The sequence below is a fragment of the Mycobacterium sp. M26 genome (assembly GCF_001494595.1).
Lineage (GTDB): Bacteria > Actinomycetota > Actinomycetes > Mycobacteriales > Mycobacteriaceae > Mycobacterium.
Map to the genome: position 1 here is coordinate 2072021 of NZ_LN929908.1, position 17092 is coordinate 2089112.

General features: G+C 67.8%; 15 protein-coding genes. 12 read left to right on the forward strand and 3 right to left on the reverse strand.

The genetic code is table 11. From position 1 onward, the window contains the following. Window positions 1-23: 23 nt before the first annotated feature. The 7 genes from BN3385_RS27785 (at window position 24) to BN3385_RS19190 (ending at window position 6554) form a co-directional block, all read left to right on the forward strand. A complete protein-coding gene (locus BN3385_RS27785; RefSeq protein ID WP_082690549.1) occupies window positions 24-1004 on the forward strand; it encodes a hypothetical protein in 981 nt (326 codons plus the stop codon). A gap of 64 nt (window positions 1005-1068) precedes the next feature. Further along, window positions 1069-1929 (forward strand): sterol desaturase family protein, encoded by an 861-nt coding sequence (locus tag BN3385_RS19165; protein ID WP_059019038.1) that lies wholly within the window; start codon window positions 1069-1071, stop codon window positions 1927-1929. Between the two features lie 24 nt (window positions 1930-1953). Beyond that, the gene (locus BN3385_RS19170; protein ID WP_059019040.1) at window positions 1954-2436 is read left to right on the forward strand and encodes a cation:proton antiporter regulatory subunit; all 483 of its coding nucleotides are present in this window, start codon (window positions 1954-1956) and stop codon (window positions 2434-2436) included. Window positions 2437-2441: 5 nt separating this feature from the next. Further along, the gene (locus tag BN3385_RS19175) at window positions 2442-3566 is read left to right on the forward strand and encodes a cation:proton antiporter (protein ID WP_059019042.1); all 1125 of its coding nucleotides are present in this window, start codon (window positions 2442-2444) and stop codon (window positions 3564-3566) included. A 28-nt stretch (window positions 3567-3594) separates the two neighbouring features. Next, entirely contained in the window at window positions 3595-5001 is a 1407-nt protein-coding gene (locus BN3385_RS19180; protein ID WP_059019044.1) for an NAD(P)/FAD-dependent oxidoreductase, read from the forward strand. Window positions 5002-5139: 138 nt separating this feature from the next. Beyond that, window positions 5140-5727: a LysM peptidoglycan-binding domain-containing protein gene (locus tag BN3385_RS19185; protein ID WP_059019046.1), complete on the forward strand. Its 588-nt coding sequence runs from the start codon at window positions 5140-5142 to the stop codon at window positions 5725-5727. Between the two features lie 131 nt (window positions 5728-5858). Then, a complete protein-coding gene (locus tag BN3385_RS19190; protein ID WP_502688078.1) occupies window positions 5859-6554 on the forward strand; it encodes an Rv1815 family serine proteinase in 696 nt (231 codons plus the stop codon). Here BN3385_RS19190 and BN3385_RS19195 read toward each other — a convergent pair. Then, the gene (locus BN3385_RS19195) at window positions 6551-6988 is read right to left on the reverse strand and encodes a nitroreductase/quinone reductase family protein (RefSeq protein WP_059019048.1); all 438 of its coding nucleotides are present in this window, start codon (window positions 6986-6988) and stop codon (window positions 6551-6553) included. The two genes, BN3385_RS19190 and BN3385_RS19195, sit on opposite strands and share 4 nt — an antisense overlap. Before the next feature lie 107 nt (window positions 6989-7095). On the opposite strand from BN3385_RS19195, the gene BN3385_RS19200 reads away from it, so the two are divergent. From BN3385_RS19200 to BN3385_RS19215, 4 genes are read left to right on the forward strand one after another with little or no spacing between them, the layout of a single operon-like run. Next, window positions 7096-7782: a TetR/AcrR family transcriptional regulator gene (locus BN3385_RS19200; RefSeq protein WP_059019050.1), complete on the forward strand. Its 687-nt coding sequence runs from the start codon at window positions 7096-7098 to the stop codon at window positions 7780-7782. Between the two features lie 50 nt (window positions 7783-7832). After that, window positions 7833-8315, forward strand: a complete 483-nt coding sequence (locus BN3385_RS19205; RefSeq protein ID WP_059019052.1) for a VOC family protein — start codon at window positions 7833-7835, stop codon at window positions 8313-8315. Continuing rightward, window positions 8312-9802 carry an FAD-binding protein gene (locus tag BN3385_RS19210; RefSeq protein ID WP_059019054.1) on the forward strand — a complete coding sequence of 497 codons (1491 nt, stop codon included), beginning with the start codon at window positions 8312-8314 and terminating at the stop codon, window positions 9800-9802. Before BN3385_RS19205 ends, BN3385_RS19210 begins: the two co-directional genes overlap by 4 nt. 18 nt (window positions 9803-9820) lie before the next feature. Continuing rightward, the gene (locus BN3385_RS19215; protein WP_156432811.1) at window positions 9821-10696 is read left to right on the forward strand and encodes an MBL fold metallo-hydrolase; all 876 of its coding nucleotides are present in this window, start codon (window positions 9821-9823) and stop codon (window positions 10694-10696) included. A 17-nt stretch (window positions 10697-10713) separates the two neighbouring features. Here the strand turns inward: BN3385_RS19215 and BN3385_RS19220 are convergent, their stop codons facing one another. Together BN3385_RS19220 and BN3385_RS19225 are read right to left on the reverse strand one after the other, a co-directional pair. Beyond that, window positions 10714-12627, reverse strand: coding sequence for an ABC transporter ATP-binding protein/permease (locus BN3385_RS19220; protein WP_059019058.1), 1914 nt, complete (start codon window positions 12625-12627; stop codon window positions 10714-10716). Window positions 12628-12649: 22 nt separating this feature from the next. After that, the gene (locus tag BN3385_RS19225) at window positions 12650-14566 is read right to left on the reverse strand and encodes an ABC transporter ATP-binding protein/permease (protein ID WP_502688079.1); all 1917 of its coding nucleotides are present in this window, start codon (window positions 14564-14566) and stop codon (window positions 12650-12652) included. Window positions 14567-14739: 173 nt separating this feature from the next. On the opposite strand from BN3385_RS19225, the gene secA2 reads away from it, so the two are divergent. Further along, window positions 14740-17085, forward strand: a complete 2346-nt coding sequence (gene secA2, locus BN3385_RS19230) for an accessory Sec system translocase SecA2 (RefSeq protein ID WP_059019062.1) — start codon at window positions 14740-14742, stop codon at window positions 17083-17085. Window positions 17086-17092 lie beyond the last annotated feature (7 nt).

The window sequence follows — 17092 nt, forward strand, 5'->3', positions numbered from 1 at the left end:
AGCCTGGCACCAGATCCCGTTCCTTGAGTGCGCCGGCCTTCGGCGTGATCGTCCTGCTGCTGTTCGGCTTCGCCTTCAGCGAGGAGATGGTCACCGCCGTCCTGGAAGCCTTCGGCCGTGATGACTCCGCCGCGCCGATCATCGTGATCGCGGTGGATGCCGTGATCCTGCTGCTGGTCGGTGTCCTCAAACGGATCGTCGACCGGATCGACGGGGGCGGGCCGGGGCTCAAACGGATCGTCGACCGGATCGACGGGGGCGGGCTGGGGCTGTGGGGCTGGTGGTGGACCGGGGCGGTGACCATCCTGGCGTGCGATCTGCTGCTCAGCCTGATGGGCGCCCACCCGCCGGTGTGGGCGGACCAACTCCTCGCGGTGCTGCTGGCCGTGGCCATGGGGCTGGTGTTGGTGTCCTCGCTGAACGCCGACCCGCTGACTCTGGTCAGCGCACGCAAACGCGCCGAGATGCCGCTGGACTGGCAGCGGGTCCGTGCCGTGGTTCCGCTGGTGATCGGCAGTTACGCCGCCTATGCGGGTGCGGCGCTGTGGTGGGACGCCCGCAGCATCGACGTGATGCGTGAACTCGACCCCGCCATTGCCGCGGAAATCCCGAACATCCCAGTCAGCCTGCGGGGCCAGTTCTTCGTGTTCTCCTGCTGGGGGGCGGTGAGCCCGCGCTACTTCGACCAGATGGCGTACGTGATTCCGATGCTGCTGATCACCCTGGGCATCGAGGCGGGATTCTTCCGCCGCCACCTGCGCGACCCGATCCAGCGGGTGTCGACCGGTGTGGTGGTCATGGTGATGTCGCTCGGCCTGGTCGGCGCCCTCTCGACGCTGCCCTGGGAGGGCCTGGGCTGCGGCCAGGTGCTGTCCAAGTGGCACGAGTACATCGTGTTCGTCCTGACCCTGCAGGCCGTCTTCATGGGACTGGCCACGCTGGTCTGGCAGCTGCTGGTCGCACTTCCCGACGCCAGGCCGGGTCCGGCGGACGACGCCGGATAAACTCGCGCCAGGAGGTGTCAGGGTGGACCGAATCGGGGAGTGGTTGTCCGTTCTCCCACCGCAGATGCGCGAACCCGTGTTGTTCGCGATCCCATTCTTTCTGCTGCTGCTGACCATCGAGTGGACCGCGGCACGCAAGCTCGAGCGGCTCGAGAACGCGGCCGAACCGGGACGCCCGGGAGCCGGCGCGTACCTGACCCGAGACGCCTGGACGTCGATCTCGATGGGGCTGGTATCGGTGGCGACAATGGGCGCCTGGAAGTTCCTGGCCCTCATCGGCTACGCCGCGCTGTACACCTACGTCGCGCCGTGGCACCTGTCGCCGAGCAAGTGGTACACCTGGGTGATCGCGATCGTCGGGGTGGACATCCTCTATTACGCCTACCACCGCATCGCGCACCGGGTGCGGCTGATCTGGGCCACCCATCAGGCCCACCACTCGTCCACGTACTACAACTTCGCCACCGCGCTGCGTCAGAAGTGGAACAACAGCGGCGAGATCATCATGTGGACTCCGTTGCCGCTGTTGGGCGTTCCGCCGTGGATGGTGTTCACCGGCTTCTCGATCAGCCTGATCTACCAGTTCTGGATCCACACCGAACGGATCGGCACCCTGCCTGCGCCCATCGAGTTCATCTTCAACACCCCGTCGCACCACCGGGTGCACCATGGGATGGACCCGGAATACCTGGACAAGAACTACGGCGGCATCCTGATCATCTGGGACCGGCTGTTCGGCACGTTCCAGCCCGAAACCTTCCGCCCGCACTACGGGTTGACCAAACCGGTGAACACCTACAACCTGTGGACCCTGCAGACCCGCGAATACGTGGCGATCGCCCACGACGTCCGGGCCGCCACCCGCTGGCGCGACCGGCTCGGGTACCTGTTCGGGCCGCCCGGGTGGGAACCCGCCCGCGGATAGCCGCCGTCATCGAGGATGGAGCCCATGGAGGTCAAGGAAGTCCTGCTGCCCGGTGTCGGCCTGCGCTATGAGTTCGACAATCACGACGGTGCCCGGATCGGGGTGATCGCCCGTCGCTCAGGCGATTTCGAGGTTGTGGTCTACGCGGCCGATGATCCGGATCAGGCCCGACCGGTGTTCCGGCTGACCGAGGAGGAAGCCGAGGCGCTGGCCCAGATTCTGGGCGCCCCGCGCCTGGTGGAACGCTTCGCCGACCTCACCAAGGAGGTGCCCGGCCTGGACGCCGGCCAGGTGGAGGTGAGTACCGGTTCGCCGTTCGTCGACCGGGCGCTCGGCGAGACCAAGGCACGTACCCGCACCGGCGCCTCGATCGTCGCCATCGTGCGGGACGACGACGTGCTGGCCTCACCCGGACCTGAGGAGGTGCTGCGCGCCGACGACGTCCTCGTCGTGATCGGCACCGAAGACGGCATCGCGCGGGTGCGGCAGATCGTCGACCAGGGCTGACCGGCGTGGCTGTGTCGGTGGCGCTGCTCCTCGAACTCGGCGTCATCCTCACGGTGCTCACCATCCTGGGCTCGCTGGCCCGCCGGTTCGCGCTCTCACCGATCCCGCTCTACCTGCTGGCCGGACTGGCACTGGGCAACGGCGGTATCGCGCCGGTTCCGGCGGCGGGGGAGTTCGTGTCCACCGGCGCGACGATCGGCGTGGTGCTGTTGCTGCTGACCCTGGGCCTGGAGTTCTCCATCGCCGAGTTCGCCGCCAGCATGCGCCACCATCTACCGTCGGCCGGCGTCGACCTCGTCCTCAACGCCACTCCGGGCGCCATCGCGGGCGTGCTGCTCGGGCTGGACGCCGTCGGCATCCTGGCCATGGCCGGCATCACGTTCATCTCCTCGTCCGGCGTGATCGCCCGGCTGCTCAACGACCTTCGCCGGCTGGGCAACCGGGAAACCCCGGCGGTGCTCTCGGTGCTGGTGCTCGAGGATTTCGCGATGGCGGCCTACCTGCCGCTGCTGGCCGTGCTGGCCGCCGGCGGCGGCTGGTGGGAGGCGCTGCTGTGGATGGCGGTGGCCCTGATCGCGCTCGGTGGGGCGTTCGCCGCGTCCTACCGCTGGGGCCATCATGTCGGCCGGCTCATCTCCCATCCCGACGACGAGCAACTGCTGCTGCGCATCCTCGGGCTGACCCTGATCGTGGCCGCGCTGGCCGAGCACCTGCATGCCTCGGCGGCCGTCGGCGCCTTCCTGGTCGGGCTGACGTTGACCGGTCAGGCCGCGCAGCGGGCGCGCAGCGTGCTCGGACCGTTGCGCGACCTGTTCGCCGCGGTGTTCTTCCTGGCCATCGGGTTCTCGGTGAACCCCGCTGATCTGGTGCCGATGCTGCCCGCTGCGCTGCTGCTCGCCGTTGTCACCGCAGCGACCAAGGTGCTCACCGGCGCCTATGCGGCACGGCGGGACGGGGTGGCCCGGCCCGGTCAGATCCGGGCCGGGACGGCGCTGATCGCCCGCGGTGAGTTCTCCCTGGTGATCATCGGGCTGGCGGGGACGACCGTCGCCGCGATCGGCCCGATCGCCACCCCGTACGTGTTCGTTCTGGCCATCGTCGGACCCCTGCTGGCCCGGTTCGCCAAGTAGAGCCCGTCCGGCGTGGCACCATGGCCTGGTGCAGACCGTTTTTGACCGTCACGTCGATCCTGACCTGATTGCGCGCTCGCTGGGCTCCGCCGCCTTCGGTTCGATGTGGCTGGACATCCCCCGGCCCGAGTACCCGGCGCTGCCCGGCGCCCTGAGTTGTGACCTGCTGGTGGTGGGCGGCGGCTACGCCGGACTGTGGACCGCGCTGCACGCCGTGGAACGCAATCCCGGCGCGCGGGTGGTTCTCATCGAGGCCGAGCGGATCGGCTGGGCGGCCTCCGGCCGCAACGGCGGCTTCGTCGAGGCCAGCATCACCCACGGCGCGGAGAACGGAAAGTCCCGCTGGCCAGATGAATTCGAGCGTCTCGAGGAACTCGGCCTGGCCAACCTCGACGGGATGCAGGCCGATATCGACACCTACGGCATGAAGGTGGACTGGGAGCGCACCGGCATGCTGGCGGTGGCCACCGAGCCGCACCAGGTGCCGTGGCTGCGCGAGGCGGCCGACGAGGGGGAGGGCCGCTTCCTCGACGAAGCGGCGATCCGCGCCGAGGTGGCCTCGCCGACCTATCTGGCCGGGTTGTTCGCCGAGCAGACCTGCGCGATCACGCACCCCGCGAAGCTGGTGTTCGAGCTGGCCCGGGCCGCCACCGAGCACGGCGTGCAGATCTACGAGCACACCGCAGCGGTGGACGTCGAGCGGGAGCGGTCCTCGGTGCGGGTCACCACCCGCGCCGGGGTGATCACTGCCGACCAGGTTGTGTTGGCCACCAACGTGTTTCCCAGCCTGCTGCGCCGCAACCGGCTCTACACGGTTCCGGTGTACGACTACGTCCTGGCCACCGAACCGCTCAGCGACGAGCAGCTCGACCGCATCGGCTGGCGCTCGCGACCGGGCATCGGCGACAGCTCGAATCAGTTCCACTACTACCGCCTGTCGGCCGACAACCGGATCGTGTGGGGCGGCTATGACGCCGTCTACCACTACGGCCGTCGGGTGGACCCGATGTACGAGGACCGGCCCGAGACCTACCGCAGACTGGCGGCGCACTTCTTCATCACCTTCCCGCAACTCGATGATGTCCGGTTCACTCACCGCTGGGCCGGAGCGATCGACACCAACACCCGGTTCTGCGCGCACTGGGGGTTGGCCGGGCGCGGGCGCATCGCCTACGTCAACGGGTTCACCGGCCTCGGGGTGGGGGCCGCGCGGTTTGCCGCCGACGTCTGCCTGGACCTGCTGAGCGGTCGCCCCACAGAGCGCACCGAGTTGGAGATGGTCAACCGCAAGCCACTGCCGTTCCCGCCGGAACCACTGGCCAGCATCGGAATTCAGGCCACCCGCTGGTCGCTGGACCGGGCCGACCACAACGCGGGGAAGCGAAATGTCTTCCTGCGCACCCTGGATCGCTTCGGGCTCGGGTTCGATTCGTAGACCGCGCCATTGGCCGATGTTGGCAAACGTTTTCTGTGTGTTTCCGTCGTATTGATCACAACACGACACTTCACTGAGCTTCCTCAGTAGGCTTTCGACGCGCGCCCGAGAAGAGGGCGTCTTACAGGAGGAAAGTTCGTGGGAGACACACTCACCGAAGGACAGAAGCTGGGGAAGGGCGATTCGCTCACCTCACCCAACGGGGCCTACACCCTGACCCTGCAGGAGGACGGCAACCTCGTGCTTGCCGCCCGCGGCGAAGCGGTCTGGGCGACCGGCACCAACGGCCAGGACGTGGTCCGCGCCGAAGTGCAGACCGACGGCAACTTCGTGCTCTACACCGCCGACAAGCCGATCTGGCACACCGACACCAAGGGCAAGAAGAACGTCAAGCTGGTGCTGCAGGACGATCGCAACGTCGTGCTGTACGCCGCTGACGGGCCGGCCTGGTCGTCGCGCACCGAGACCGACGCCCCGCCGCCGCCCGAGGTGGTCGAGGAAGAGGTCGTCGAGGTCGCTCCGGTGGCTGTCGAGGAGCCCATCGAAGAGCCGACCCCTCCGCCGGCTCCGGAGCCCCGCACCTACACCGTCGTCGCCGGCGACACCCTGTGGGCGATCGCCGAGCGCTTCTACGGTGACGGCAACCGTTACCCGGAGATCGCGGCCGCCAGTGGCATCGCCAACCCCGACCTGATCAACGTCGGACAGGTCGTCACCATCCCTTAAGCGGGATTCCTGCGGGAACGACGCGGGTACGCAATAGTGCGTTGGTAACGATCGGCGCGTCACGCCGATACACAGTCGACACACTATTGCGACCGCGTCGTTGACGGGTCGCCGACCGATCGGAGTGTAAGGTGGCCCGCTTACCTCTGCGATATGCCCTCGCCGCGGTTGCGGCAGCGGCGCTGTGCTCGACGGTGGCACCCGTGGCGCAGGCCGATCCCGGTGTTGTGGTGTATCCCGGGATGGAGATCCACCAGGACAGCAATGTCTGCACTCTGGGCTATGTGGATCCGGTCGCGCGGATCGCCTTCTCCGCCGGGCACTGCCGCGGCAGCGGGCCGGTCACCGACAAGGACGGCCGGTTCATCGGCATGGTCACCAATTTCCGGGACAACACCCCCGACGGTTCGGTGGTTCGCACCGATCAGGTGATCACCGACTACGAGACGATCGGGCTGGCCGCCGACGTCGCGGTCAACAACATTCTTCCCGGCGGCCGCCAGCTGGTCGCCGACCCGGCACCCCCGATGACCGTCGGCCAGCCGGTGTGCCACTTCGGCGTCATCACCGGCGAGAGCTGCGGGACCATCGAGCGGGTCAACAACGGCTGGTTCACCATGACCAACGGTGTGGTCAGCAAGAAGGGCGACTCCGGCGGTCCGGTCTACCTGCAGGTCGACAACAACAAGGCCGTGATCATCGGTCTGTTCAACAGCACCTGGGGCGCCTTGCCGGCAGCGGTGTCCTGGCAGGCCACCGGCCAGCAGGTTCGCGAGGACGTCGGCGGCGTGGTCAGCGTCGCGGCCTCCCAGCAACCGCAGCCTTAAGTCAGCGCGAACACCGGAATCAGTGGCGCGGCCGACCGCAGTTCGTCGGGCGTGGACGTCGGTGTCAGACCGGCGATGTGGCCCTTGACCTCCCAGTACCACCGGTCGAGGTAGCGCTGCAGTAGTGCCGGCTTGGCCGCATCGTCGACCTCGGTGACCGGCACCGTCCGGCGCCGCCAGCGCGGTCCGACCTCCACCGCGCCCGCCGCGCGGGCATTGCGGACCCACTGGGTGGCCCCGCGTGGGGAGACCACATAGTCGACGCCATCGACGCGAAGGATGTTGACCACCACAGCGCGCATCACACCGCTACTGCGGCCGCGGACCCGCAGCGCGCGGGTGCCTGCGACGCTGATGCCGAGCTCGGCGAGGTGGCGGATGACGGTGTTGAAGGTGCGGGCGGCCACGCCGGGCCGGTCGTAGTGGATGGTCATCGGAACTCCTCATCGGTAGAAGTGTGAGCACTGCTCTCGTTTGCAGCGTGCCACGCCGTCGGATGAAAAACAAGAGCAGTGATCTCGTTTTGTGTCAGACTGCTCGGATGGGGAAGCGACAGGAGTCCCGGCAGCGCATCGAGGCGCAGATCCTCGACCTCGCCCGCCGGCAGCTCATCACCGACGGCGCGGCCGGGCTGTCGGTCCGCGCCATCGCCCGCGACCTCGGGATGGCGTCCTCGGCCGTCTACCGCTACGTCGCCAGCCGTGACCAGTTGCTCACCCTGTTGCTGGTGGCTACCTACTCGGAGTTGGCCGAGTGCGTCGAGCAGGCGCGCGCGCAGATCGACGGGGACTGGCGTGCCGACGTGATGGCCATCGCCCACGCGATGCGAACCTGGGCGCTCGACCAGCCGGCCGGCTGGGCGCTGCTGTACGGCAGCCCGGTGCCGGGATACCACGCGCCGGCGGAGCTGACCGTCGGGCCCGGCACCCGGGTGGTCGGCGTGCTGTTCGACGCGGTGGCCAAAGGTCTGGCCAGTGGTGACATCCAGGGCGGCGAATCGGCTGTGGGACAGCCGCTTTCCGGCGACCTCCAACAGATACGCGCCGAGTTCGGCTTTCCCGGCGACGATGCCGTGGTGCTGCGCTGCACCACGCTGTGGGCCGTCGTGGTGGGGGCGATCAGCCTCGAGGTCTTCGGGCAGTACGGCGCCGACACCTTCACCGACACCCAGGCCCTGTTCGACCACCAGGTCGGTCTCGTGGTCGATCTTCTGGACGCCCGGGCCTAACTAGAACACGTTCTAGCCACCGGCGCGGTGCGGCGATATCCTTCGTAGCGATGACAAATCAGACACCTGTCCAGATTGCCTGGGTGACCCGTGATCTCGGCGCCACCGAGGCAATGCTCTCGGCGCTGTTGGGCGCCAAGAAGTGGGTGCGGATGCCCGATATCCACTTCGGCCCAGACACCTGCCGCCACCACGGCGAACCGGCCGATTACCGGGCCGACATCTCGCTGAGCTACGCCGGTGACACCCAGCTCGAGATCATCGCTCCGACCTCGGGCACGAGCATCTACACCGAATTCCTCGACGAGCACGGGCCAGGCCTGCACCACATCTGCCAGGAAACCGACGACTTCGAGGCCACCCTGGCCCACGTCGCGTCCTCCTCGGCCGTCGTCGCCCAGGGCGAGATGCCCGGCGGCATGAAATTCGCCTACGTGTCCGCCCCGGCGGCCGGGGTGCCCTACGTCGAGTACGCCGCCATCCCAGCCGAGATCAAGGCCTTCTTCGACCACATCAGACAGGAGCAGAAATGAGCGGGCTCGACATCCCGGCGACCGTCGCGGCATCCGAGGTCACCGAGTGGTCCGATGAGGTCGACGTCCTGGTTCTCGGCTTCGGCATCGGCGGCGGCTGTGCCGCGGTGAGTGCGGCCGCGGCGGGTGCGCGGGTGCTGGTCCTCGAGAAGGCCGCCGCCGCAGGCGGAACCACCTCGATGGCCGGCGGCCACTTCTACCTGGGTGGCGGCACCGCCGTCCAGATCGCGACGGGCCATCCGGACACCGCCGAGGAGATGTACAAGTACCTCGTCGCTGTCTCGCGGGAGCCCGAACTGGACAAAATCCGGGTCTACTGCGACGACAGCGTCGAACACTTCAACTGGCTCGAAGACCTCGGCTTCGAGTTCGAGCGCAGCTTCTACCCGGGCAAGGTCGTCGTCCCGCCCGGTACCGAGGGCCTGTCCTACACCGGTAACGAGAAGGTCTGGCCGTACTGCGAACAGGCCAAGCCTGCGCCCCGCGGACACTCGGTGCCGGTGCCCGGTGAGCTCGGTGGTGCGTCGATGGTGATCGACCTGCTGCTCAAACGTGCCGACGAGCTCGGGGTGCAGGTGCGCTACGAGACCGGTGCCACCAACCTGGTGGTCGAGGACGGCGCCGTGGTGGGGGTGCGCTGGAAACACTTCACTGAGACCGGCGCCATCAAGGCGGCCTCGGTGGTGATCGCCGCCGGCGGTTTCGTGATGAACCCCGACATGGTGGCCGAACACACCCCGGAGCTGGGCCAGCCGCGCAAGACCAAACACCACGGCCTGGTCGCCCCCTACATCCTGGGCAACCCCAACGATGACGGCCTGGGCATCAAGTTGGGTGAATCCGTGGGTGGGGCAACGAAATTCATGGACGAGAAGTTCATCACCGCTGCCGCCTACCCGCCGGAGATCCTGCTGACCGGTGTGATCGTCAACGCCGAGGGCAAGCGGTTCGTCACCGAGGACTCCTACCACTCGCGGACCTCGGCCTTCGTGCTCGAACAGCCCGAGCAGACCGCCTACCTGATCGTCGACGAAGCCCATACCGAGATGCCGGAGATGCCACTCATCCGGTTCCTCGACGGCTACGAGACCGTCGCGGAGATCGAGACCGCGTTGGGGATCCCGGCAGGCAACCTGGCCGCAACCCTGCAGCGCTACAACGAGTTCGCGGCCAAGGGCGAGGACCCGGACTTCCACAAGCAACCCGAGTATCTGGCCGCGCAGGACCAGGGGCCCTACGCCGTGTTCGACCTGTCGCTGGGCCGGGCAATGTACTCCGGCTTCACCATGGGCGGGCTGGCCACCACGGTCGACGGGGAAGTCCAGCGCGCCGACGGCAGCGTGATCCCGGGCCTGTACGCGGCGGGCGCCTGCGCCTCCAACATCGCCCAGGACGGCAAGGGGTACTCCAGCGGCACCCAGCTGGGGGAGGGCTCCTTCTTCGGCAGGCGGGCCGGCACCCACGCCGCGCAGCACGCGAAGGCCTGACCGGCGTTGGGCGCCAACGTGATCGACCTCGGCGACGTCACCGTCGCGCGCATCGAGGAGAGCGGCGGCACGGCCGTTCCGGCCGGGCTGCTGGTGCCGTCGTTCGACGCCGGCCACCTGGCCGATCTGGGGCCCGACACGCTGGCCCGGCTGCTGGTTCCCGGCACCGACCAGATCGTGCTCAGCATGCACACCTGGCTGATCCGCACACCGCAGAAAACCATCCTGGTCGACACCTGCAACGGCAACCACAAGAAGCGCAATCCGCCCAATATCGGCATGCTGCAGACGGATTGGCTTGAGCACCTGCTGGCAACCGGCATCACACCCGACGACGTCGACGCCGTGGTGTGCACCCACCTGCATGCCGATCACGTCGGCTGGAACACCACCCTGGTCGACGGGCAGTGGGTGCCGACCTTCCCGAACGCGCGCTATTTCATCAATGCCACCGAATACCGGTTCTGGGACCCAACGGTGGCCGGCCCCGGTGACGAGGAGTTCAACGGGCTGGTGTTCGAGGACTCCGTCAAACCGGTGTTCGACCGCGGCATGGTCGAGTTGTGGGATGGCGACGGCTGCGACGTCGACGACCACCTGCGCCTGGAACTATGCCCGGGCCACACCCCGGGACACAGCATCGGCTGGCTGCGCGGATCGCGGGGCAGCGCGGTGTTCTCCGGGGACTCCATGCATACCGCGCTACAGGCCTACCACCCGGACTGGAACAGCGCCTTCTGTCTCGACGGCCCCACGTCGGCAGGCAGCCGGCGCAGGATCTTGGAGACCGCCGTCGAGCGGGGCGCGATGCTGCTACCTGCCCACTTCGCCGCGCCGCACGCCTTCACGGTGCAGGTGCGCGGTGACGATTTCGCACTGTCCGACGCGTCGTAAACCGTTGGGGCGCAGGCTCACACACCGACCGGATCAGAGCGGCGATCAAGCTCCCAGGCGCCGCCACCGAGCAGTCGCAGATGGTGTTCGTGGTGCTGCTCGACGGTCGTGCGGTGGGTGACCGAGACGACGATGCAGTCCGGCAGGCGGGTGCGCAGCAGGCGGTACAGGGCGTACTCCTGGCCCTCGTCGACCGCGGAGGTCGCCTCGTCGAGGCACACCGCCCTGGGTTCGCGGAGCAGGATGCGGGCGAACGCGATGCGCTGCTGCTCACCGGGTGAGAGCACCTTGGCCCAGTCCTGTACCTCGTTGAGCCGGGTGCCCAGGTGCCCCAGCGCCACATCCTCCAGCGCGGCCAGCAGCCGCTCGTCGGGGATGCTGGCCTCGGTCGCCGGGTAGCTCAGCACCGCCCGCAGATCTCCCAGCGGCACATAGGGCACCTGGGACAGAAACATCGTCTGCCCGTCCCCGCCGCCGGGCTGGCTGACCTCACCGGAGCTATACGGCCACAACCGGGCCAGGCTGCGCAGCAGGGTGGTGCGCCCGCACCCCGACGGGCCGGTGATCACCAGTGCCTCACCGGGTTCCAGGCGCAGGTCCAGACCGTCGATCAGGATGTCGCCGTTGGGCCGCCGGACCTGGACATCGCGCAATGCGATCGCACCGTCGGGACTGTCCTGGGCGTCCAGCCGCGGCAGCTCCCGGGCCCGCTCGTTGGCGTCCACCAGCCCGTCGAGGCGGATGATGCAGGCGCGGTAGGCGGCGAACGAGTCATAGACACTGCGGAAGAACGCCAGCGAGTCGTGGATGTTGAGGAAGGCGCTGGAGGACTGGGTGACGTCGCCGAAGGTGATCTGCCCGGCGAACAACCGGGGTGCCTGCACCACCAGGGGCAGCGGGGTGATGATCTGGCTCATCGTCTGGTTCCAGCCCAGCAGGTACAGGCTGCGCACCACGAAAGCCCGGTAGTTGGCGATGATTGCGGTGAACCGGGAGCCCAGGATGGTGCGCTCGGCGGTCTCGCCGCGGTAGAAGCCGATCGCCTCGGCGGCATCGCGCAACCGCACCAGGGCGTAACGGAACGCGGCGTTGGTCAGCTCGTTGCGAAAGCTCAACAGGATCAACGGTTTACCGATCCAGAATGCGATGACGGTGGCCACCGCCACATAGAGCAGCACCAGCCAGAACAGCGCGTGGTCGAGGGTGAACCCGAACAGGCTCAGCGGCCCGGACAGGTTCCAGAGAATCGGGGTGAACGACACCACCGACACCAGCGAGTTGATGGCACCGAACAGCAGTGTGGTCGACGTGCCCACGGTCGGCGTGTTCGTCTCCGCGCCGGTGCAGGTGGTGAACACGTCGATGTCCATCTGGATGCGCTGGTCGGGGTTGTCGATCGGCTTCTCGATGAATCGCCCGCGGTAGTAGGCCTCCTGGCCCAGCCAGTCACCGGTGAGCCGGTCGGTCAGCCACACCCGCCAGCGGATGATGAAGCGCTGCATCAGATAGATGTCGACGATCTGCCTGCTGATGTAGACCGTCGCGATGAGCGCGAACGTCAGGATGGCCAGCCAGAATCCGTTGACACCGGAGTCGCGCACCGCGATGTTGCCGGCCCCGGCGCCCTCGAAGGCCACCTGCAGCGACGAGTAGAGGTCGTTGCTGTAGTAGCTCAGCAGCACGTCGAGACGGACGGCGATCATCGTCGAGAACAGCAGCACCCCGAGCCACGCCCAGACCACGATGCTGGACCGGCCGCGGAAGTAGCCACCGGTGATCCGCCAGAACTGGCGGCCCCAGACCGTATAGCGGGCCAGCAGCACCAGCACCAAGACGGCCACCACCGCGCTGATCGCCCACGCCTTGCAGGCCCACAGCAGCGAGTGCGGGATCTCGTTGCTCCAGTCCAGGGAGGGTTTGTACATCTCCATGGGGCGACTCCTCGCCGTCGGCTCAGACCGGAGCCGGCTCGTTACCCTCGATCCGGCCCAGCCGCCACTGGCCTTCCCCGAGCAGTTCCAGGTGCCGTTCGTGATGCTGCTCGACGGTGCTGCGGTGGCTGACGCTGACCAGGATCGTGTTCGGCAGCTCGGTGCGGATCAGGTCGTAGAGCGCGTACTCCAGACCCTCATCGAGTGCCGAGGTGGCCTCGTCGAGGAACACCGCCTTGGGGCAGGTCAGCAAAACCCGGGCGAACGCGATGCGCTGCTGCTCGCCCGGCGAGAGGACCTTGGCCCAGTCCTGCACTTCGTTGAGCCGAATTGTCAAGTGCGACAACGCCACCTGGGTCAGCGCCCGCTGCAGCGACTCGTCGTCGATCTCCCCGCAGTTGGCCGGGTAGGACACCACCGTGCGCAGATCTCCCAGCGGCACGTAGGGCATCTGGGACAGGAACATCGTCGCGTGGTCGTCGATCGGGCGGCGCAGCGTGCCCGAGGTGTAGGGCCACATCTGGGCCAGGCTGCGCAGCAGGGTGGTCTTGCCGGCCCCGGACTTGCCGGTGATGACCAGCGTCTCGCCGGGCTCCAGGCGCAGGTCGATCGGGTCGACCAGCTGGGCCCCGCCGGGGGTGCGGACCTCGACGCGCTCCAGCTCGACCGAGCCGTCGTGGCTGGCCACCGTGGTCAGCTTGGGCAGCTCGCGGGCCACCGAGTTGGTCTCCACCAGTCCGTGCAGACGGATGATCGCGGCGCGGTAGGCGGCGAACGAGTCATAGGCGTTGCGGAAGAACGACAGCGAGTCGTGGATCGAGCCGAAGGCACTGGAGGACTGGGTGACGTCACCGAGTTTGATCTGCCCGGCGAACAGTCGCGGCGCCTGGATGACCAGCGGCAGCGGGTTGATGATCTGGCTCATCGTCAGGTTCCACCCGGTCAGCGCGATGGTCCGGTTCACGTAGCGCTTGTAGTTGGCGATGATCTCGGCGAACTTGCGTCGCAGCAGACCCCGCTCGGCGTCCTCGCCGCGGTAGAACCCGACCGCCTCGGCGGCGTCGCGCAGCCGCACCAGGGCGTAGCGGAACACGGCGTTGGTCAGCTCGTTGCGGAAGCTCAGCCGGATCAGCGGATGGCCGATCCAGAACGCGATGATGGTCGCGAATAGCACGTAGACGATGACCACCCAGAACAGCGCGTGCCCGAGGGTGATGCCGGCGATGGTCAGCGGACCGGACAGGTTCCACAGGATCACCGTGAACGAGACGACCGTCATCAGGGAGTTGATGGCGCCGAACAGCAGTGTGCTCGACGTCCCGATCATCGGGGTGTTGGGTGAGGAGCCCACCCCGGCGGTGAAGATGTCGACGTCCATCTGGATGCGCTGGTCGGGGTTGTCGACGTCGGAGTCGGTGAACCGGGTCCGGTAGTAGGCGTGATCGTCGAGCCAGTCACACGTCAACCGGTCGGTCAGCCACATGCGCCAGCGGATGATGAACCGCTGGGTCAGGTAGATGTCGAGCATCACCCGGCTGATGTAGATGGTCGCCAGGATCGCGAAGATGATCAGCGCGATCCAAAAGCCCTTCACACCCGAGTCGCGCAGGGCCGTGTCGCCCGCGCCCGCACCCTGGAACGCGGTCTGCAACGCCGAGAACAGGTCATTGCTGTAGTAGCTGAGCAGGACGTCGATACGCACCGAGATGACCGTCGACAGCAGCAGCACCGCGATCCAGACCCAGACCCGAATGCTCTGGCGGCCCTTGAAGTAATCACCGGTGATGCGCCAGTACTGCCTGCCCCACACCGTGTAGCGGGCCAGCAGAACCAGCACCAGCAGACTGATCACGGCGCTGATCGCCCACGCTTTGGCAATCCACAGCAGTGAGGGCACGAGTTCGTGCCCCCAGTCCATGGACGGCGTGTACATCTCCAACGAGCACTCCTCCTACGGCGGCGTCGCATGACGACCCGATCCAGTAGCTTCCCGGCGAACCTACCTTGGAAGTCCCGGTACGGGCGGCTGGCCGGACCAGATCACTGGCGAAATGTCAGCTTCGGCACGGACACCTCGCGTCTGGCCGCCACTGCCGCCGGTACCGTTGACGCGTGGCGAAGAATCGCAAGACCACCACGGCCGGGCCGGGCCGCCTCAGCCGGGGGTTCTGGCGTCTGCTCGGGGCGACGACGGAGAAGACGAAGGCCGAGTCGATGGCCGAGGTCGATGCCTCTGCCGAGTTCGATGAGAAGGCCAGCGGGCTCGACGATGAGCAGCTGAAGAAGGCCGCCGCCCTGCTCGAGCTCGACGAGCTCGCGGGTTCGGCCGACATCCCGCAGTTCCTGGCCATCGCCCGGGAGGCGGCCGAACGCACCACCGGGCTGCGCCCGTTCGATGTCCAGCTGCTCGGTGCGCTGCGGATGCTGGCCGGTGACGTCGTCGAGATGGCCACCGGTGAGGGCAAGACGCTCTCGGGTGCCATCGCCGCCGCGGGTTACGCCCTGGCGGGACGGCACGTGCACGTCGTGACCATCAACGACTACCTGGCTCGTCGCGACGCCGAGTGGATGGGGCCGCTGATCGAGGCCATGGGCCTCACGGTCGGCTGGATCACCGAGGACTCCACCGCCGAGGAACGCCGCGCCGCCTACCAGTGCGACGTCACCTACGCCTCGGTCAACGAGATCGGCTTCGACGTGCTGCGCGACCAGCTGGTCACCGACGTCGCCGACCTGGTCTCGCCGAACCCTGACGTTGCCCTGATCGACGAGGCCGACTCGGTGCTCGTCGACGAGGCCCTGGTTCCGCTGGTGCTCGCCGGCACCACCCACCGCGAGACGCCCAAACTGGACATCGTGCGGTTGGTCGGTGAACTGCAGGCCGGTCAGGACTACGACACCGATGAGGACAGCCGCAACGTCCACCTCACCGAGACGGGCGCTCAGAAGCTGGAGAAAGCCCTCGGCGGGATCGACCTCTACTCCGAGGACCACGTCGGCACCACCCTGACCGAGGTCAACGTCGCCCTGCACGCCCACGTGCTGCTGCAGCGCGACGTCCACTACATCGTGCGCAACGGCGCGGTCCAGCTGATCAACTCCTCCCGCGGGCGCATCGCGCAGTTGCAGCGCTGGCCCGACGGCCTGCAGGCCGCCGTGGAGGCCAAGGAAGGCATCGAGACCACCGAGACCGGCGAGGTCCTGGACACCATCACGGTGCAGGCGCTGATCAACCGCTATCCCACGGTCTGCGGGATGACGGGCACCGCGCTGGCCGCCGGTGAGCAGCTGCGCCAGTTCTACAAGCTGGGCGTCTCACCGATCCCGCCGAACACCCCCAACATCCGCGAGGACCAGCCCGACCGGGTCTACATCACCGCCGCGGCCAAGACCGAAGGCATCATCGAGCACATCATCGAGGTGCACGCCACCGGCCAGCCGATCCTGGTCGGCACCCACGACGTCGCCGAATCCGAGGAGCTCTTCGAGCGGCTGGTGCGCCGCGGCGTGCCCGCGGTGGTGCTCAACGCCAAGAACGACGAGGAGGAGGCCGCCGTCATCGCCGAGGCGGGAAAGCTCGGCGCGGTCACGGTGTCGACCCAGATGGCCGGCCGCGGCACCGACATCCGGCTCGGCGGCTCCGATGTCGACGACCAGTCCGCCGACCATGAGAAGGTGGCCGACCTCGGCGGCCTGCACGTCATCGGCACCGGCAGGCACAACACCGAACGGCTGGACAACCAGCTGCGCGGCCGAGCGGGCCGCCAGGGCGACCCGGGTTCCACGGCGTTCTTTGCCAGCTGGGAGGACGAGGTCGTCACCTCCCATATCGAGCGCGGGAAGCTGCCGCTGGACACCGACGATGCCGGACGGATCACCAGCCCGAAGGCGGCCTCGCTGCTCGACCACGCCCAGCGGGTCGCCGAGGGCCGGTTGCTCGACGTGCACGCCAACACCTGGCGCTACAACCAGCTCATCGCCCAGCAGCGGTCCATCATCGTCGAGCGGCGCAACACGCTGTTGAGCACGGCGGCCGCGCGTGAGGAACTCGCCGAGCTGTCACCGGAGCGCTACGAGGCACTGGCGGACAAGGTCTCCGAGGAACGGCTCGAGAAGATCTGCCGCGACATCATGCTGTATCACCTGGACCGCGGCTGGGCCGACCACCTGGCCTACCTGTCCGATATCCGGGAGAGCATCCACCTTCGCGCGCTGGGCCGGCAGAACCCGCTCGACGAGTTCCACCGGATGGCCGTCGACGCGTTCGGGCACCTGGCCGCCGACGCGATCGAAGCCGCCCAGCAGACCTTCGAGACGGCCAACGTGCTCGAGGAGGAGCAGGGCCTGGATCTGTCCAAGCTGGCCCGGCCCACCTCGACGTGGACGTACATGGTGCACGACAACCCGCTCAACGACGACACCCTGTCGGCGCTGAGCCTGCCCGGGGTGTTCCGCTAGCGATAGG